15 protein-coding genes are annotated in these 17,452 nt (G+C 68.6%); 5 read left to right on the forward strand and 10 right to left on the reverse strand.

The genetic code is table 11. The features are described 5' to 3' along the window. Nucleotides 1–237: 237 nt before the first annotated feature. The 3 genes from clpB to ACIRGA_RS27160 all read right to left on the reverse strand — a co-directional run bounded on the left by clpB (nt 238) and on the right by ACIRGA_RS27160 (nt 4,647). The gene (gene clpB, locus ACIRGA_RS27150; protein ID WP_400945801.1) at nt 238–2,835 is read right to left on the reverse strand and encodes an ATP-dependent chaperone ClpB; all 2,598 of its coding nucleotides are present in this window, start codon (nt 2,833–2,835) and stop codon (nt 238–240) included. Between the two features lie 87 nt (nt 2,836–2,922). Further along, nucleotides 2,923–4,107, reverse strand: a complete 1,185-nt coding sequence (locus ACIRGA_RS27155) for an MFS transporter (RefSeq protein ID WP_400945804.1) — start codon at nt 4,105–4,107, stop codon at nt 2,923–2,925. A 75-nt stretch (nt 4,108–4,182) separates the two neighbouring features. Then, entirely contained in the window at nt 4,183–4,647 is a 465-nt protein-coding gene (locus ACIRGA_RS27160) for a MarR family winged helix-turn-helix transcriptional regulator (protein WP_400945806.1), read from the reverse strand. Between the two features lie 270 nt (nt 4,648–4,917). Between ACIRGA_RS27160 and ACIRGA_RS27165 the strand changes: the two genes are divergently transcribed. From ACIRGA_RS27165 to ACIRGA_RS27180, 4 genes are all read left to right on the forward strand, one after another. Next, nucleotides 4,918–6,123 carry a globin domain-containing protein gene (locus ACIRGA_RS27165; protein ID WP_400945808.1) on the forward strand — a complete coding sequence of 402 codons (1,206 nt, stop codon included), beginning with the start codon at nt 4,918–4,920 and terminating at the stop codon, nt 6,121–6,123. A 273-nt stretch (nt 6,124–6,396) separates the two neighbouring features. Then, nucleotides 6,397–7,605, forward strand: a complete 1,209-nt coding sequence (locus ACIRGA_RS27170; protein WP_400945810.1) for a globin domain-containing protein — start codon at nt 6,397–6,399, stop codon at nt 7,603–7,605. A gap of 159 nt (nt 7,606–7,764) precedes the next feature. Next, complete coding sequence (locus ACIRGA_RS27175; RefSeq protein WP_400945813.1) at nt 7,765–8,520, forward strand: lytic polysaccharide monooxygenase; 756 nt, start codon at nt 7,765–7,767, stop codon at nt 8,518–8,520. Further along, nucleotides 8,517–9,113, forward strand: coding sequence for a DUF305 domain-containing protein (locus ACIRGA_RS27180; RefSeq protein ID WP_400945815.1), 597 nt, complete (start codon nt 8,517–8,519; stop codon nt 9,111–9,113). Before ACIRGA_RS27175 ends, ACIRGA_RS27180 begins: the two co-directional genes overlap by 4 nt. A gap of 198 nt (nt 9,114–9,311) precedes the next feature. Here the strand turns inward: ACIRGA_RS27180 and ACIRGA_RS27185 are convergent, their stop codons facing one another. From ACIRGA_RS27185 to ACIRGA_RS27215, 7 genes are all read right to left on the reverse strand, one after another. Next, the gene (locus tag ACIRGA_RS27185) at nt 9,312–9,740 is read right to left on the reverse strand and encodes a heat shock protein transcriptional repressor HspR (RefSeq protein WP_400945846.1); all 429 of its coding nucleotides are present in this window, start codon (nt 9,738–9,740) and stop codon (nt 9,312–9,314) included. A gap of 5 nt (nt 9,741–9,745) precedes the next feature. Continuing rightward, nucleotides 9,746–10,921 (reverse strand): molecular chaperone DnaJ, encoded by a 1,176-nt coding sequence (gene dnaJ / locus ACIRGA_RS27190; RefSeq protein WP_400945818.1) that lies wholly within the window; start codon nt 10,919–10,921, stop codon nt 9,746–9,748. A gap of 33 nt (nt 10,922–10,954) precedes the next feature. Then, on the reverse strand, nt 10,955–11,728 hold the full coding sequence (grpE, locus tag ACIRGA_RS27195; protein WP_400945820.1) for a nucleotide exchange factor GrpE: 774 nt from the start codon (nt 11,726–11,728) through the stop codon (nt 10,955–10,957). After that, complete coding sequence (gene dnaK, locus ACIRGA_RS27200) at nt 11,725–13,602, reverse strand: molecular chaperone DnaK (protein ID WP_400945822.1); 1,878 nt, start codon at nt 13,600–13,602, stop codon at nt 11,725–11,727. The genes grpE and dnaK overlap by 4 nt, the downstream gene beginning before the upstream one ends. Before the next feature lie 166 nt (nt 13,603–13,768). Beyond that, nucleotides 13,769–15,175 carry an alpha/beta hydrolase gene (locus ACIRGA_RS27205; RefSeq protein ID WP_400945824.1) on the reverse strand — a complete coding sequence of 469 codons (1,407 nt, stop codon included), beginning with the start codon at nt 15,173–15,175 and terminating at the stop codon, nt 13,769–13,771. Further along, nucleotides 15,172–15,843 (reverse strand): DUF4097 family beta strand repeat-containing protein, encoded by a 672-nt coding sequence (locus tag ACIRGA_RS27210; protein WP_400945827.1) that lies wholly within the window; start codon nt 15,841–15,843, stop codon nt 15,172–15,174. The genes ACIRGA_RS27205 and ACIRGA_RS27210 overlap by 4 nt, the downstream gene beginning before the upstream one ends. Nucleotides 15,844–15,871: 28 nt before the next feature. Further along, complete coding sequence (locus ACIRGA_RS27215; RefSeq protein ID WP_400945829.1) at nt 15,872–16,639, reverse strand: DUF4097 family beta strand repeat-containing protein; 768 nt, start codon at nt 16,637–16,639, stop codon at nt 15,872–15,874. Nucleotides 16,640–16,799: 160 nt separating this feature from the next. Between ACIRGA_RS27215 and ACIRGA_RS27220 the strand changes: the two genes are divergently transcribed. Beyond that, the gene (locus tag ACIRGA_RS27220) at nt 16,800–17,339 is read left to right on the forward strand and encodes a YbhB/YbcL family Raf kinase inhibitor-like protein (protein WP_400945831.1); all 540 of its coding nucleotides are present in this window, start codon (nt 16,800–16,802) and stop codon (nt 17,337–17,339) included. The last annotated feature ends 113 nt before the right edge of the window (nt 17,340–17,452 follow it).

Raw genomic sequence — 17,452 nt, forward strand, 5'->3', positions numbered from 1 at the left:
TGAGTGGCAAGGACGGTCAGCGGTGCGGACCGCCGGTGCCGCGACTCGTGACGGGGGTCGTGGGGGGGGGGGGGGGGGGGTTTACCCAAACCCCCCCCAAACAGCCCCGCCCCCACCCCCCCCCCACAGGGGGGGGGGCGCCCCCACGGGGCGGGGGGGGGGGGGGGCGGGGGGGGGGGGGGGGGGGGGGGGGGGGGGGGCGGGCCCCCCCCCCCCCCCCCCCCCACACACGAGGCCTCAGTCCACCCGCAACACCGTGAGGGCGTCCGACGCCTCCTGGGCCGGGATGTCCACCCGGACCGTGTCGCCGTCCCGGATCTCACCGGCCAGCAGCTGTTTCGCCAGCTTGTCGCCGATGGCCGACTGCACGAGCCGCCGCAGCGGCCGCGCGCCGTAGATCGGGTCGAAGCCGTTCAGCGCGAGCCATTCGCGGGCCCCGTCGGTGACCTCCAGCGTCAGGCGGCGCCGCGACAGCCGCGTGGCGAGCCGCGCGATCTGGATGTCCACAATGGACGTCAGCTCGTCGGTGCCCAGCGCGTGGAAGACCACGATGTCGTCCAGCCGGTTCAGGAACTCCGGTTTGAACTGACGCTGCACCACCGACATCACCGCGTCGTTGCGCTGGCGCTCGTCGAGCGCCGGGTCGGCGATGGCCTGCGAGCCGAGGTTCGACGTCAGCACCAGGATCGTGTTGCGGAAGTCGACCGTGCGGCCCTGGCCGTCGGTGAGCCGTCCGTCGTCGAGCACCTGAAGGAGCACGTCGAACACGTCCGGATGCGCCTTCTCGACCTCGTCCAGCAGCACCACCGAATACGGCCGCCTGCGCACCGACTCGGTCAGCTGACCGCCCTGGTCGTAGCCGACGTAGCCCGGAGGCGCCCCGACCAGGCGCGCCACCGAGTGCTTCTCGGCGTACTCGCTCATGTCGATCCGCAGCATCGCGCGCTCGTCGTCGAACAGGAACTCGGCGAGGGCCTTCGCCAGCTCGGTCTTGCCGACGCCGGTCGGGCCGAGGAACAGGAACGAACCGGTCGGCCGGTCGGGGTCGGCGACGCCCGCCCGGGTGCGCCGCACCGCGTCCGAGACGACCTGCACGGCCTCCTTCTGCCCGACGACGCGCTTGCCGAGCTCGTCCTCCATCCGGAGCAGCTTGCCCGTCTCGCCTTCCAGCAGCCGTCCGGCCGGGATGCCGGTCCACGCGCTGACCACGTCGGCGACGTCGTCCGCGCCGACCTCTTCCTTGAGCATGACGTTCTGCTGGCTGACCGCGCTGGCCTCGGTCGCGGCCTGGAACTCCTTCTCCAGCGCGGGAATCCGGCCGTAGCGGAGTTCGGCGGCCTTGCCGAGGTCGCCGTCGCGTTCGGCGCGTTCCGACTCGCCGCGCAGCTGTTCCAGTTGTTCCTGGAGCTCACGGACGCGTTCGATCGAGCCCTTCTCGTTCTGCCAGCGCGCGGTCAGCGCCGTCAGCGTCTCCCGCTTCTCGGCCAGCTCCGAACGCAGAGCGGCGAGGCGTTCCTTGGAGGCGACGTCGTCCTCTTTGGACAGCGCCATCTCCTCGATCTCCATCCGCCGCACGGCGCGCTCGACCTCGTCGATCTCGACGGGCCGGGAGTCGATCTCCATGCGGAGCTTCGACGCTGCCTCGTCGACCAGGTCGATCGCCTTGTCCGGCAGGAACCGGGCGGTGATGTAGCGGTCGGACAGGGTCGCGGCGGCGACCAGCGCGGCGTCGGTGATGCGCACACCGTGGTGCACCTCGTACCGCTCCTTGAGCCCGCGCAGGATGCCGATCGTGTCCTCAGTGGACGGTTCGCCGACCAGCACCTGCTGGAAACGCCGCTCCAGCGCGGCGTCCTTCTCGATGTGCTGGCGGTACTCGTCGAGCGTGGTCGCGCCGACCATCCGCAGCTCGCCGCGGGCGAGCATCGGCTTGATCATGTTGCCGGCGTCCATGGCGCCTTCGCCGGTCGCGCCGGCGCCGACGATGGTGTGCAGCTCGTCGATGAAGGTGACGACCTCGCCCGCGGAGTCGGTGATCTCCTTGAGCACGGCCTTCAGCCGCTCTTCGAACTCGCCGCGGAACTTGGCGCCCGCGACCATCGAGCCGAGGTCCAGCGCCACCACGCGCTTGCCGCGCAGCGACTCCGGCACGTCACCGGCGACGATGCGCTGGGCGAGCCCTTCGACGATGGCCGTCTTGCCCACGCCCGGCTCGCCGATCAGCACCGGGTTGTTCTTGGTGCGGCGCGAGAGCACCTGCACCACGCGGCGGATCTCGGTGTCGCGGCCGATCACCGGGTCCAGCTCGCCGGCGCGGGCGCGCTCGGTCAGGTCGACGCCGTACTTCTCCAGCGCCTTGAACGTGCTTTCCGGATCCGCGCTGGTGATCCGCGCGGAGCCGCGCACCTTGGCGAACGCCTCGCGCAGCGCGTCGGGGGTGGCGCCGTGCCGTTTGAGCAGGTCGGCCACCGGCCCGCCTTCGGTGGCGAGGCCGACGAGGAGGTGCTCCGTCGAGACGTACTCGTCGCCGAGTTCGGTCGCGAGCTTCTGCGCGTGCGTCAGCGCCTTGACGGCGTTCGCGTCGAACTGCGGGCTCGACACGGTGGCGCCGGTCGCCGACGGCAGCGCCGCGATCAGCGGCTCCAGCTCCTTGTGCACCTGCGCCGGATCGGCCCCGACCGCGGTCAGCAGCGGTGCGGTGAGCCCCTCACCCTGCGCCAGCAGGGCGCCGAGCAGGTGTGCGGCCGCCACGTGCGGGTTTCCCGCCATCGTGGCCGCCTGCGCCGCCGACGAGATCGCCTGCTGGGTCTTCGTGGTCGGGTTGAAAGCGTCCATCCCTCACCTCGTACTAGGTCCTGCGAAATCCTGTCGACAGGTACAACGTCAGAAAAGTTGAGTCTGTTCCGCTCAACTCTGAAAATTTCAGGTTCTCGTCGGCGAGACGGCCTCCGCGGGCAGGCGCGGACCCACCCGGCCGAGGCCGACCACGGCCGTGCAGGCGCACGCGGCCACGAGCACCCACGGGATCCAGACTGCCACGGAGAACAGCGCGACGACGGCCGGAGCGATCACCGCGGCGAGCGTGAACGCGTATTGAAAGGCCGCCAGATACCTGCCTCTCGCCTCCGGCGGCGCCGCGGCTTCGGCGAGCGCGCCGGATCGCGGCCCGAAGGCGAGATCGCCCGCGGCCAGCACGAGGGTCGCGCCGAGCAGGTAAACCGGCTGGAACACCTTCGGCACGAACACCACCACCAGGCACGCCAGGCACCACACCGCGAACAACGCCGCACCCGCGCGCATCGCGGCGATCCGGGTCAGCTTCCTGGTCAGCCGCAATCCGACGACTCCACCCAGACTGGTGACGACGGTGAGCAGCGCGATGATCGCACCGGGAAGCCATCGAGGCCCCTGCAACGCGTTGAAGACGTACACCGGCATCCCGATGAGGAAGAAGTCCATCGTGAGCGCGAAGAGGCCGCTGAACACGATGAGCGCCAGGTACGGACGGTTCCGCCAGACCCGCGCGGGCCCGGAGAGCCGCGGCAGATGCCGAGGGGCCGGGGTGACGAGCGTCGCGAGGATGGCCGCGGCGACGACGAAGGTCGCGACGTCCACCATCACGGCGACGTAGAGGCCTTCGCGCCCGATCCACACCAGCAGCCCGGCCGCCGCGAGCCCGCCCAGCCCGAAACCCGCGGAGCGGACCATCGCGGCTTCGGCGAACGGCCGGTCCTTCGGACCTTCGCCCGCGACGTCGGCGATGAGAGAGAACTGCGAGCTGTAGAACAGCTGCTGCCCGGCGGCGAGCATGACGGACGCGCCGACGACGCCGGTGAATCCGGCGGCCAGCAGGAAAGCGCTCGCACCGGCGGCCTGCAGGACGTGGGCGCAGATCATCACCGTCCGCGGGCCGATCAGGTCGACGAGACGGCCGGCGAACGCGGGGACGAGCAGGCCGGCCAGTGCACCGAGAGTGACCGCACCCCCCGCCTGAGCGAGCGGCAGACCCACCACACGGATGACGAAGACCAGCCCGAGCGGGAGGAACAGTCCCGAGCCGAAGTTGTCGATGCCCAAGGCGACCAGCAAGGCGACCCGGTTACGCACAGATACGACGCTACCGGCGTCACAGCGCCGCGAAAGGTCCGTTCAGTCAAGACCGGCGGGTAGGAACGGCCGCCGTCAAACGTCGCAAGCGGGGACGGACAGGGCGACGCGGAGATCGGCGTTCATCTCCGCCAGACGCGTCGTCAGTTCGAGGACCTTTTCGTCGTCCCAGCCGCCGAGCGCGCGCTCCATGAACTCCAGATAACCGGCCCGCCGTCGCCCCAGCTCCGCTCGCCCTCGCTCGGAGATGCTGATGATCGACGCGCGGCCGTCCTCGGGCGCCGGACGGCGGTCGACCATCCCCGCCGCGGACAGCTGGGAGATTTGACGACTTACGACCGAAAGGTCCACAAAACGTCGCTTGGCCAATTCGGAAGGGCGCGCCTCGCCGTGCTTCGCCAGGTCCGACAACAGCATCGCGGCCGCCGGATGCAGACCGGGGTCGTCCTGCCACGCCTGCATTATCCAGGCGTGCTGCAGCTGGGAGGCGGCCTTCAACTCGCGCATCAGCTCGACCCTGGCGTCGTCCGCGGAGCTCATCGGTCCCTCCTGGCTACTTGTACAGTACAACTTTATTCGGCGACACTTGCGTAAGACAACTATTTACCTCGTGAGATCGCCCACTGCCGACCGACTTCGAGTACACCCGTCCGGAGCAACGATGCAGGCAAAAGGTCTCTCGGCGGCTAGTCTCGCGAACGAGCCGGAACTCAGCCCCCGGCCCGACAGCCACTGACCGGAGAGGTGAATGATCCGTGAATTCTTCTCCAGTGGACCCTCGTACGTGAACCTGGGGAACTGTCTTCCGGTATGCGCTTCCCGATCAGCGACTCCCAGCCCGTGACGGCCGACGCGGTCAGCCCGGTCCCGCGGTCTTCGGCGCCGCGTGAAGCCCCGCCCGCGGTCACCGCGATGGTGCGGCTCATCCGGGACACCTGGGCGAAATGCGAACCCTTCATCCCGGAGATCTCGCAGTTCTTCTACGGGATGCTGTTCACCCTCGCGCCCGCCACCCGCGACTTCTTCCCGATCAACATGGAGGTCCAGCGCGGCAGGCTGGTCCGCGCGCTGGTCCACATCGTGCAGATGGTCGACCGGCCGGACGATCTCGTCCCGTTCCTGACCCAGCTCGGCCGCGACCACCGCAAGTTCGGCGTCATCCCGCGGCACTACGAGGCCGTCGGCACCGCGCTGCTCGCCTCGCTCAAGAACCACCTCGGTCCGGACTGGACACCCGAAGTGGAGCGAGCCTGGGCGGAGGCGTTCACCATCGTCGCCCGCGCGATGCAGGAGGCCGCCGCGGCCGACGTCAACCCGGCGTCCTGGTCGGCGACAGTACTCGAACACCGGCGGCTCACCTGGGATCTCGCCCTGGTCCGCGTCCAGCCCGAATTCCCGGTGCCGTACCAGCCCGGCCAGTACATGAGCGTCGAAGTACCGCAGCGGCCAAGACTCTGGCGCTACCTTTCGCCGGCGAACGCGCCGCGCGAGGACGGCGGCATCGAGTTCCACGTGCGCGCGGTCGACGGCGGCTGGGTGTCGCGCGCCATCGTGAGCCACACGCAGCCCGGCGACGTCTGGCGGCTCGGCCCGCCGCTCGGCAGGCTCGCGGTCGACCGGACCGACGGCCGCGGTGTCCTGATGATCGCGGGCGGCACCGGCATCGCGCCGCTGCGCGCCATCCTGGACGACCTCGCGCAGTGGGGCGAGAACCCGAAGGTCCAGTTGTTCTACGGCGGACCGTCGCGTGAGGACCTCTACGACCTCGACGAGTTGCGCGCCCTGGCCGCCACGAACCCGTGGCTCACCGTGACCCCGGTGGTCGAACGCGGTGAGGAAGCCCCCGGCTGCGTGCAGGGGACACTCGCGGAAGCCGTTACCCAGCAAGGATCCTGGCCGGGACACCGGATCCTCGTCGCCGGCTCGCCCGCGATGATCCGGGCGACGGTGTCCCGGATGCTGGTCGCGGGCAGCGCGCTCGACCAGATCGCGTACGACCCCTTCACCATCGACTAGGAATTTCGATTCCACAATGGTGTTCAGCCGCGTTACGTGACCTCGTAATCACGGAGAAAAAGCCACCCGATCGGCGGATCACGCTTTCCTTTACTTAGTGCCAGACGGTGTTGACGGCGCGTATATCGTTTGCTCCGTTCGAGCGGGAAACAACCATTCTTGGATCCTTTCCCGACGTTCGGGCATACAGTCTGGAACCCTCGGGGGAACACGAGCACGATGACATCGGGTCTGGAGAATATGCCCGATCCAACTGGAGAAAATCGTTCACCCATGACTGCCGAAACCGTGAAATACAAGCATCCGCCCAGTTCGTCGAGGTCTTCACCGATTCCCGTCCCACCCTTGATCGAGACGCCGACGGCGGACAAGTCCGTCCAGCTGGCCAAGATCATCAGGGAGAGCTTCGCCGCCGTCGAAACGAAGGCCGAGGAGTTGTCCCAATACTTCTACGGGGCGCTCTTCGCCGTTTCGCCCGACGCCAGGGCGCTGTTCCCGATCAACATGGCCACGCAGCGAAATCGTTTGCTGCGCGCGCTCGTCTACGTCGTGCAGATGGTGGACCGGCCCGACGAACTGGCCACGTTCCTCGCCCAGCTCGGCCGGGACCACCGGAAGTTCGACGTCCTCGGCCGCCATTACGACGCCGTCGGCGTCGCGCTGATCGCCGCGTTGAAAAGGTTCTTGAAGGACGACTGGACGCCCGAGGTGGAAGACGCCTGGGTCACCGCGTACGGCGTCATTTCGAAGAGCATGCGCGAGGCCGCTGGCAAGGAGATCGGGCCGGCGTGGTGGAAGGCGACGGTCGTCGAACACCGGCTCGTCTCCCGCGACGTCGCCATCGTCAAGGTGCGCACCGACCAGCCGCTCCCGTACCGGGCCGGCGGCTACGTCAGCGTCGAAGTCCCGCAACGGCCGCGGATGTGGCGATACTTCTCGCCTGCCACCGCGCCGCACGAAGACGGCATGATGGAGTTCCATGTGCACGCCGTGCGCGGTGGCTGGGTTTCGCGCGCGATCGTCCACCACACCCGGTTCGGCGACGTCTGGCGCATCGGCCCGTCGCTGGGCGCGCTTTCGGTGCACCACACCGAAAGCCGTCCCCTGCTGATGATCGGCGGCGGCACCGGTGTCGCGCCGCTGCTCGCGCTGCTCGACGACATGTCGCGCTGGAAGAACAATCCGCCGGTCCACCTGTTCTTCGGCGGCCGCCGACCGGAAGACCTCTACGCCCTCGACGAGCTCCGCGGGCTGACCGTCACCTGCCCTTGGCTGACGGTGACCCCGGTGACCGAGGAAGGCACCATCCCCGGCGGCGACCGCGGCACGCTGGCCACCGCGGTCACGCAGCGCGGTGATTGGAAGGAGCGCGACGTGTACGTCGCCGGGTCGCCGTCGATGATCCGGGCGACGATCGCGAAACTGCTCGCCGCGGGCACGGATCTGGCGCGGATCAAGTACGACCCCTTCACCCTGGACTGAGCCGATGCTTCGTTCGTATTAGGCCGATCGGCTGTTCCACCTGGGCTCGACGCAGCAGTAGGTCAGTGAATCATTGACCACGGTCACCGGCGGATTTATGGTCTAGACCACATTGCTCCCCCTCACGGGAACACCGTCGTTCCATCCCCAGGAGCCGGCATGACCGTCAAACGCAAGCTCGTGGCAGCCGCCGCCGGTGCGATCCTCGCCCCGATCGCCATCGTGACCATCCCGCAGGTGGCCAGCGCCCACGGCTACGTGCTGTCCCCGCCCAGCCGCCAGGCGAACTGCGCCCAGGGCAAGGTTTCGGGCTGCGGCAGCATCGTTTACGAACCCCAGAGCGTCGAGGGCCCCAAGGGGCTCCGCAGCTGCAACGGCGGGCTTCCCCAGTTCGCCGAGCTCAACGACGAATCGAAGCCTTGGCCCGCCGCGCCGGTCGGCAACAGCGTGACCTTCAACTGGAGGTTCACCGCCTACCACCGGACCACGAACTACGAGTACTACATCGGCGGCACCAAGATCGCCGACATCAGCGGGAACAACTCCGCGCCGAAGGACCCGACGTCGCACACCGTGAGCCTGAACGGCTTCAGCGGCCGTCAGAAGGTCCTCGCCGTGTGGAACATCGCGGACACTCCGATGGCCTTCTACAGCTGCATCGACCTGCAGATCGGCGGCGGCAACCCGCCCACGAGCACCAGCAACCCGCCGACCACGAGCAACCCGCCCACGACGTCGAACCCGCCGACCAGCACGAGCAACCCGCCCACCGGCGGCACCTGGGCGGCCGGGACGGCCTACGCGGTCGGCAACACGGTGACCTACGGCGGCGCGACCTACCGCTGCCAGATGGCGCATACGGCGATCCAGGGGTGGGAGCCGCCGAACACCCCGGCGCTGTGGGTCCGGCAGTGAAGCTGGCCCTCGTTCTCGTCGCCGGTCTCGTGGCCCTCGCGGGCTGCGGGGCCGGCGATGGCTCACCCGGAACCGCCGGCGCCCCGATCTCCCCCGTGCCCCAGTCGGCCGGGGCGTCCGCGGAGTACAACGACGCCGACGTGATGTTCCTGCAGATGATGATCGCCCACAACAACCAGGGCGTGGAGATCGTCAAACTGGTCAAGGCCAAGCAGGCGCAGAAGCAGGAGCTCAAGGATCTCGCGGCCGCGATCGAGGCGACGCAGCAGACCGAGAGCACCGACATGCGGAACTGGCTGAAGGCCTGGGGCAAACCCGAGACGGGTTCGATGGACCCGAACGCGCACCACCATCACGGTGGCGACGGGCTCACCGACAAGGGCCTGCTCGACGCACTGTCCAAAAAGGATGGTGCGGAGTTCACCCTCGACTTCGCCGACATCTTCGTCGCGCACCAGCACAACGGGGTCGCGCTGGCGAGGACCGAACTGAAGGACGGGAAGAACCCGGAGTCGAAGGCGCTGGCCCAGCGGATCCAGGACTCGCGCACCGGCGAGGTCCAGCAGATCCGGACCCTGGTCCCCGGCCAATAACGCATTTAGTCCTCTAATTGCGCACTTGCCGCAACGCCGATCTCGCGTGCTTGAAGCCGTACTTCACGTGATTGGAGCCGTAACTCGTGAGTTACGGCTCCAATCACGCGAGTTACGAGTTCCGTCACGCGAGTGACGTGTCCAGTCACGCGAGTGACGTGTCCAGTCACGCGAGTGACGTGTTCAAGCACGCAGGGGCTAACCGCGCTTTTTGGGTTTCCAGACCACTAGGGCCGTCTGTTGCCGCAAGGGAACGAGATCCTTGCGGTACGAGGCGTGCACGGCCGCGGCGGTCTGTTCGGCGGTGAGGTACGCCGCCGTGAGTTCCTCGGTCAGCTCGGCGATGCGCGCGCGGAGCGCGTCGACCTGGTTCTCCAGCTCGATGATCCGCTTGATGCCCGCGAGGTTGACACCGTCCTCTTGGGACAGTCGCTGCACTTCGCGCAGCAACGCGATGTCCCGCATCGAGTACCGCCGTCCACCGCCGGAGGTCCGGCCCGGCGACACGAGACCCTGCCGGTCGTAGGACCGCAGGGTCTGCGCGTGCAAGCCGGAAAGCTGCGCCGCCACCGAAATGACGAACACCGGCGTGTCCTCGTCCGCACCGTGCGGCAGCCCGCCGAACATCGTGCTCACCTGCCTTCGAGAAGTTCGGTGATCTCCGGTCGCGGGTCGTGGTCGGCCATGGCCTCCGCGTACGCCTCCAGCGCTTCACGCGCCTTGTCGTCCAATTTGGCCGGGATGGCCGCCTGCAGGGTGACCAGCAGATCGCCCTGCGAGCCGTCACGCTTCGCGATTCCCTTGCCGCGCACGCGAAGCACGCGGCCGCTAGCCGTGCCTTGCGGGACCTTCAGCGAGACCTTGCCCTCCAGTGTCGGCACGGTGATCGTGCCGCCGAGGGCCAGTTCCGCGAAGGACACCGGCACGGTGATCGTGAGGTCGAGGTCCTTGCGCCCGAACAACGCGTGCGGTGCGACGTGCACGCGGACGTACAGATCGCCCGGCTGCGCGCCGCCCCGGCCCGGTTCGCCCTGGCCCGCGAGCCGGATCCGCTGGTCGTCGGCGACGCCCGGTGGGATCCGCACGGTCAGCGTGCGGGTGCGGGTGCTGATGCCCTCGCCCGCGCATTCCGGGCAGGGGTCGTCGATGATCGTGCCGCGGCCGCGGCAGTCGCGGCACGGCTCGGAGAACGCGAACGCGCCCTGGCTCCGGCTGACCAGCCCGCTGCCCTGGCAGGTCGCACACGTCCTCGGGGAAGTCCCCGGCTTCGCGCCGTTGCCGCCACAGGTGGAACAGGTCGCCGGGCTCGACAGCCGCAGCGGCAGGGTCGCGCCCTTGACCGCCTCGGTGAAGTCGATGCGGACGTCGGTCTCCACGTCCGAGCCGCGCTGCGGCCGGTTCGCCGTGGCGCCGGCCGCACCACCGCGGCGGCCGAAGAGACCGCCGAGGATGTCGCCGAGGCCACCGAAGCCCGCCTGCTGCTGGCCCGCCTGGCCGAAGATGTCGCCGACGTCGAACCCGCCGCCGCCACCGCCGCCTCCCGGGAAGCCGAAGCCGCCGGGACCACCGGAGCCGAAGAGGCGGCGAGCCTCGTCGTACTCCTTGCGCTTGGACGTGTCGGACAGAACGCCGTACGCCTCGGAGACCGCTTTGAACTTCTTCTCGGCCTCCGCGTTGCCCGCGTTGGCGTCGGGGTGGTTCTCCTTGGCCAGCTTGCGATAGGCCTTCTTGATCTCGTCCGCGGTGGCGTCGGAGGAGACGCCCAGCTCACGGTAGAAGTCCTTACCGATCCATTCCCGTGCACTCACCGAACGTCTCCTCCTTTCACGCCGTATCGCCGATCAGCGGTTGTTCTCATCGAAAAGTTCGCCCTCGAGCGGCAACTCGCCGCCGACAGGCTGGTCAATCGGTTCCGTCGTGGCGCCGCCCGGCTCGTGGTCGGTGACCCCGACCAGCGCCGCACGCAGCACGCGATCACCGAAGCGGTAACCGCGGCGCATGACCATGGTGACCGTCGGCCCGGTGACGTCCGGCGACGTGCTGTGCTGGACGGCCTCGTGCACGCTCGGGTCGAAGGGCTCGCCCTCGGTGCCGAACGGCTCGAGGCCCGACCGCTGCAGGCTCCCGACGAGCTTCTCGCCGACCGCCTTGAAGGCACCGGTCAGATCGCCGTGCTGCTCCGCGCGCTCGAGGTCGTCGAGCAGCGGGAGCAGGTCGCCGACGACCGACGCCTTCGCGCCGGCCACGACCTGCTCGCGGTCGCGATCCACCCGCTTGCGGTAGTTCGCGTACTCCGCCTGGAGGCGCTGGAGATCGGCGGTGCGTTCCGCCAGCTCCTTCTCCAGCCCCGATGCCACCGACACCGACTCGTCCACAATGGACTCCCCGAGGCCGGGGCCCGCGTGGGTCGCGGGCTCCGGCTCGGTCTGTGCGGCGGGCGGCACCGGCTCCACTGTGTCCTCGGTCGGAGCGGCGTGCTTCGGCCCGTCCTGGGGTTCGGCGGCCGGGGCGGCCGGACGGATCTCACCGGTCTGCGGGTCGATCCGCCTGCGGTCCCGCACGACCACCGGTTCCTCCGGGCCCCGGCCCTCGGTTTCGTCGTAGCGTCCCGTCACTTCTTGTCCTTCTCGTCCTCTTCGACGATCTCGGCGTCGACGACGTCGTCCGCCTTGGCCTGCGAACCGGTGCCCGCGCCCGCCGCACCGGCGGCGCCTTCACCGGCGGCCGCACCGTCGGCCGCGTTACCGGCCGCGTTGGCGTAGAGCGCGGTGCCCAGCTCCTGCGAAGCGGTGTTCAGCTTCTCGATGGACTCGCGGATCTTCGCCGAGTCGGTGCCCTTGAGCGCCTCGTTGGCCTCGTCGATCGCGGACTTCACCTTGCCCTTGAGCTCGTCGGGCAGCTTGTCCTCGTTGTCCTTGACGAACTTCTCGGTCTGGTAGACCAGCGTCTCCGCCTGGTTGCGGGTCTCCGCCTCCTCGCGGCGCTGCTTGTCCTCCTCGGCGTGCGCCTCGGCGTCCTTGACCATGCGCTCGATGTCGTCCTTCGGCAGCGCGGAGCCACCGGTGATCGTCATCGACTGCTCCTTGTTCGTGCCGAGGTCCTTCGCGAGGACGTGCACGATGCCGTTGGCGTCGATGTCGAAGGTGACCTCGATCTGCGGCACGCCACGCGGGGCGGGCGGGAGACCGGTCAGCTCGAACATGCCGAGCTTCTTGTTGTGCGCCGCGATCTCGCGCTCACCCTGGAACACCTGGATCTGCACCGACGGCTGGTTGTCGTCCGCGGTGGAGAAGATCTCCGAACGCTTGGTCGGGATCGTGGTGTTGCGCTCGATGAGCTTGGTGAACACGCCGCCCTTGGTCTCGATGCCCAGCGAAAGCGGGGTCACGTCGAGCAGCAGGACGTCCTTGACCTCGCCCTTGAGCACACCGGCCTGCAGCGCCGCGCCGACGGCGACGACCTCGTCCGGGTTGACACCCTTGTTCGGCTCGCGGCCGCCGGTCAGCTCCTTGACCAGCTCGGACACGGCGGGCATACGGGTGGAACCACCCACGAGCACGACGTGGTCGATGTCGCCGACCGCGACACCCGCGTCACGGATGACGTTGTTGAACGGCTTGCGGGTGCGCTCGAGCAGGTCCGAGGTGATCTTCTGGAACTCGGCGCGGGAGAGCTGCTCGTCGAGGAACAGCGGGTTCTTGTCCGCGTCCACGGTGATGTACGGCAGGTTGATGCTGGCCGAGTTCGAGCTGGAGAGCTCGATCTTCGCCTTCTCGGCGGCCTCACGGATGCGCTGGAGCGCCATCTTGTCCTTGGTGAGGTCGATGCCGTTGGACGACTTGAACTTGTCGACCAGCCAGGTGACGATCCGCTCGTCCCAGTCGTCACCGCCGAGGTGGTTGTCACCGGAGGTCGCGCGGACCTCGACGACACCCTCGCCGATCTCCAGCAGCGAGACGTCGAACGTACCGCCACCGAGGTCGAAGACCAGGATGGTCTGTTCCTTCTCGCCCTTGTCCAGGCCGTACGCCAGCGCCGCCGCGGTGGGCTCGTTGACGATGCGGAGCACGTTCAGGCCGGCGATCTGCCCGGCCTCCTTCGTGGCCTGCCGCTGCGCGTCCTCGAAGTAGGCGGGGACGGTGATGACCGCGTCGGTGATGGTCTCGCCCAGGTACGCCTCGGCGTCGCGCTTGAGCTTCATCAGCACGCGGGCGCTGATCTCCTGCGAGGTGTAGGCCTTGCCGTCGATCTCGGTCTTCCAGTCGGTACCGATGTGCCGCTTGACCGACCGGATGGTCCGGTCGACGTTCGTCACGGCCTGGTTCTTCGCCGGCTGACCGGTCAGCACTTCGCCGTTCTTGGCGAAGGCGACGATGGACGGGGTGGTGCGTGAACCTTCCGAGTTGGCGATGACCGTCGGCTCGCCGCCCTCAAGGACAGCGACGACCGAGTTGGTCGTGCCGAGGTCGATGCCGACCGCTCGCGCCATGGTGTGATCCTCCTGCTAGTTCGTGACCTGCACGTTCTCGCCCACCTTGAGTGGGCTCAACGCAAGTTGTATCGGGATGGTGGGGCTGCCGTCAAGCCGGACTTGAGTCACCCTCACTCAACCTTGTACCCGGCTCAACGTGCGGCATGGTCGTCTTGTTCCCGGGCTACCGGCAGACCGTGCCCGGAGCGGGTGTGACACCGCTCACCAGGTACTTCACCTCTTCGGTGCGCACGCAGGCCGAGTTCAGCAGCCCCGTGTGCCCGTAGCCGGCGTCGACGAGCAACGTCGAGTTCTCGATGTTCCGCGCGAGACCTTTCGCCCATACGAGCGGCGTCGCCGGATCGTGTTCACCGCCGACCACCAGGATCGGCGCGGCACCGGTCACCTTCTGCGGCCGCGGCAGGTACGCCGACGGCACCGGCCAGCCCGCGCACCCGCTGGCCATGTCCCAGAACTCCGAGTACCGCCAGCCATGCGGCGAGAGCGTCTTCACCAGCCCCTGCATCGCCCTCATGTCGGCGTGGGAGGTGAAGGGCGAGCCGAAGTCGTGACAGCCGATCGAGCGGTACGCGCCATAGGACGGATCCAGCTGGGAGTACGGCAGCAGCCCGTCCGCGTTGCCCGCCGTCGCGGCCTCGATCCCCTTCGCCACGTCCGGCCAGAACGCCGGGATGATCAGCCAGCCGTAGATTCCGGCCGCCATCTCCTCGGCGGTCACGTTCCGGCCGAGCTGTTTCGACGGCACACCACCGGGCGTCCGCATCAAGGCGTCATAGGTGGCGAGAACGTCCTTGCCGCGAAGCGCGCAGTCGGCGGACGTCGTGCACCACTTCGCGAAGTCCTTGAGCGCGCCTTCGGTCGCGACGGCCTCTTCGAGGACCGCCTGCCTTGTCGTCCGGGAGTGGTCGACGGCGCCGTCGAGCACCATCGTCCGGATGCGATTCGGGTACTTCTCCGCGTACGCGGCGCCGAGTTCGGAACCGTAGGAGACGCCGAGCCAGTTCATCTTCGGCTCACCAAGAGCGCCCCGGATCGCTTCGATGTCGTCCGCGGCGTGCCAAGTGTCCATAGAGGACAGTGCGCGCCCGGTCCTCTTCAGGCATTCCTCACCCGAGGCGCGGTTGTGCGCGAGGAGCTTGTCGTAATCGGCGCGGCTCCGCGGAAAACGGCTGATCGACGGATCGTGCAGATCCGGCCCGCAGGTGATCGCGGGCGTGCTCTCGCCGACACCGCGCGGATCGAACCCGATGACGTCGAACCGCTGCCGCACTTCGGCCATTTCCGGCTTGTCCAGCGCGAAACCGCGGCCGCCGTACTTGAGCACGGTGACCCCGGCACCGCCGGGACCGCCCGGATTCGTCAGCAGCGAACCGACGCGGCGCGCGGGATCGGTCGCGGGCAGTTTCGCCAGCGCGATCGAAAAACCGCCGCTCACCCGGAGGTTCGCGCATTCCAGTGTCGGCGCGTACTCGGTCGCGCACGGCTTCCAGTCGATCCCGGACGCGGCGGACGCCGGCAGCGCGGTGAGCGGCAGCAGGGTCAGCGCGGTGACGGCGGCGAGAGCCTTCATGCGGGCTTCACCGTGATCGAGCCGGTGCCGGACTTGAGGTCCAGGACGTTCGCCGAAGCCTGGTCCTGCCGCACGCCGCCGGTCTCGACCGTGCCGACCTCCGCCTTCGCGCGGACCTGGTACGCACCGTCGGGAACGGTGACGACGACCTTGCCGACTTCGGCGTTCGCGGTGACAGCGCCGGGCTTCGCGAGCCCGACCTCGATGTCACCGGTGCCGGTGCGCAGATTGACCGGACCGGACGTGCCCATCACCTTGAAGTCGCCGACGTCGCCCTTCAGATCGACGGAAGCGGCGCGGGCGAGGGTGATCTTGCCGGTGCCGATGGTCCCGGAGATCGCCAGTTCGCGCGGCACCACGACGTCGTAGTCCACGCCGCACTGCTGGCAGCCGCCGAGGACCAGCGTGCCGTTCTCGACGCTGTACGTCTTGCCGGGGTTCTTGCCGGTGTACGTCACTTCGCGGCGCAGTGAGACGGGCGCGCCGTCCTCGACCCGGAGCGCGACCCCGCCGACCGGGACGTCCACCCGGATCGCGGTGATCTGCTCGGTGATCGGCGCTCCGTCGCTCAGCTTCTCTTGGCTTTCGCCTGTGCAGCCGACGATCCCGAAGGCGGTCAGCGCGCCGAGAGCGAGCGCGCCGAGAACGCGCTTCTCCTTGTTTCCCATGAGAAAGTGTTTCCCCCGATGAATTCCGTCAGGCCGCTTTGACCTTGACGCTGCCGCTGTCGGTGTTGAGATCGAGCTTGTGCTGGGCCGAACCGGACTGGTTCACGTCGATGTCGCGGTGGCCGCTGCCGGTGTCGCCGGTGACGTTGTAGTCGCCCGGCGGGACGGTGACCTCGACGGAACCGCTGTCGGTCCGCGCCGTGACGTCGGCTCCCTTGACCAGTTCGAGCTCGATACGGCCGCTGTCCGCGCGGGCTTCGACATTGCCGCCGAGCCGTTCCCCCTTGATGGAACCGGAAGACGCCTGGACGGTGACCGCCTGCCCGATGTTCGCCAGTTCGACGCGACCGGAGTCGGACTTCACCTTCACGGTGCCCGGCACGTCGCGCACCTCGACCCGGCCGGAGTCGACCGTGACGTCCACAGTGGACACTCCGGCGATGTCGAGCGCCCCCGAGTCCAAGGTGCCCGAGACCGGGATGCCCGCCGGGACCACCACGTCGTAGGCGACCTCGCAGGACGAGCCGCAGTCGCCGAGGACCAGGGTGTCGCCGTCCACGCGGAAAGCGTCGCCCGGCTTGCTCCCGCGGTACTCGAACTGCTGGTGGACCCGGACCTGCCCGTCACCGGCGTGCACCTTGACGCGGCCCTCGTCGTTCTCGATGCGCACACTGCGGATCGGCTGGGCCACCTCCGCGGTGGCCTCCGCGTCGGACGGCCACCACCAGCCGAGGCCGGTGAGGACACCGACGCCGATCAAGGCGATGCCTCCGATTGCGAGGAGTGGGCGCGCCATGGTGTTGAGTCCCTCCAGAGCAGTTTTCGTGTAGCTCGACGCTAAGGGCAGCGCGACGGGTTGGACATAGGGGTAACCCCCGGATTCGTCCCTGAACCCGCGCCGGGGTCCTCGGGGTCATAACCTGGCTTCGTCATCTGTTCGACGACCAGGAGGACGCATGCCGCAGGCACCCGATCCGTACGAATTCCTGCCCGATCTGCCTGCCTTCACCTTGAGCAGCACCGACATCGAGGAAGGCGGCTTCCTGCCGACGCCCCAGCTTTCCGGGATCTTCGGCGCGGGCGGCGAGGACCGTTCCCCGCAGCTGTCGTGGGAGGGGTTCCCCGCGGAGACCAAGAGCTTCGCCGTGACCTGTTACGACCCCGACGCCCCGACTGCGAGCGGATTCTGGCACTGGGCGGTGTTCAACATTCCGGCGTCGGTGACGGCGCTGGCCGCGAACGCGGGCGACGAAGCGGGCTCCGGCCTACCGAAGGGCGCTGTCACCCTGAAGGGGGACGGCGGCGTGAAGCAGTTCCTCGGCGCGGCCCCGCCGCCCGGACACGGGCCGCACCGGTACATCTTCACGGTGCACGCCGTCGACGTCGAGAAGCTGGACGTCGGCGAAGACGCCACGCCCGCCTTTCTCGGCTTCAACCTCTTCAGCCACGCCATCGCCCGGGCGTCGCTCACGGCCCTGCACGAGAACAAGGGCTGACCGGCTTAGGTGGTGGGGGGGGGGGGGGGGGTTTTTTTTAAATAACAACACCAACACAACCCCGAGAAACAAAACTAAGCAGGTCGGCCCGCCCCCCCCCCAGGAATTACCAA

It is taken from the genome of Amycolatopsis sp. NPDC102389, from assembly GCF_044765885.1.
GTDB lineage: Bacteria > Actinomycetota > Actinomycetes > Mycobacteriales > Pseudonocardiaceae > Amycolatopsis.

Bases quoted from the DNA above. Each gene is read 5' to 3' on its own strand.
- clpB (WP_400945801.1), bottom strand. From the start codon at position 2,835: ATGGACGCTTTCAACCCGACCACGAAGACCCAGCAGGCGATCTCGTCG.
- ACIRGA_RS27160 (WP_400945806.1), bottom strand. From the start codon at position 4,647: ATGAGCTCCGCGGACGACGCCAGGGTCGAGCTGATGCGCGAGTTGAAG.
- ACIRGA_RS27165 (WP_400945808.1), top strand. From the start codon at position 4,918: ATGCGCTTCCCGATCAGCGACTCCCAGCCCGTGACGGCCGACGCGGTC.
- ACIRGA_RS27170 (WP_400945810.1), top strand. From the start codon at position 6,397: ATGACTGCCGAAACCGTGAAATACAAGCATCCGCCCAGTTCGTCGAGG.
- ACIRGA_RS27175 (WP_400945813.1), top strand. From the start codon at position 7,765: ATGACCGTCAAACGCAAGCTCGTGGCAGCCGCCGCCGGTGCGATCCTC.
- ACIRGA_RS27185 (WP_400945846.1), bottom strand. From the start codon at position 9,740: ATGTTCGGCGGGCTGCCGCACGGTGCGGACGAGGACACGCCGGTGTTC.
- dnaK (WP_400945822.1), bottom strand. From the start codon at position 13,602: ATGGCGCGAGCGGTCGGCATCGACCTCGGCACGACCAACTCGGTCGTC.
- ACIRGA_RS27205 (WP_400945824.1), bottom strand. From the start codon at position 15,175: ATGAAGGCTCTCGCCGCCGTCACCGCGCTGACCCTGCTGCCGCTCACC.
- ACIRGA_RS27210 (WP_400945827.1), bottom strand. From the start codon at position 15,843: ATGGGAAACAAGGAGAAGCGCGTTCTCGGCGCGCTCGCTCTCGGCGCG.
- ACIRGA_RS27215 (WP_400945829.1), bottom strand. From the start codon at position 16,639: ATGGCGCGCCCACTCCTCGCAATCGGAGGCATCGCCTTGATCGGCGTC.
- ACIRGA_RS27220 (WP_400945831.1), top strand. From the start codon at position 16,800: ATGCCGCAGGCACCCGATCCGTACGAATTCCTGCCCGATCTGCCTGCC.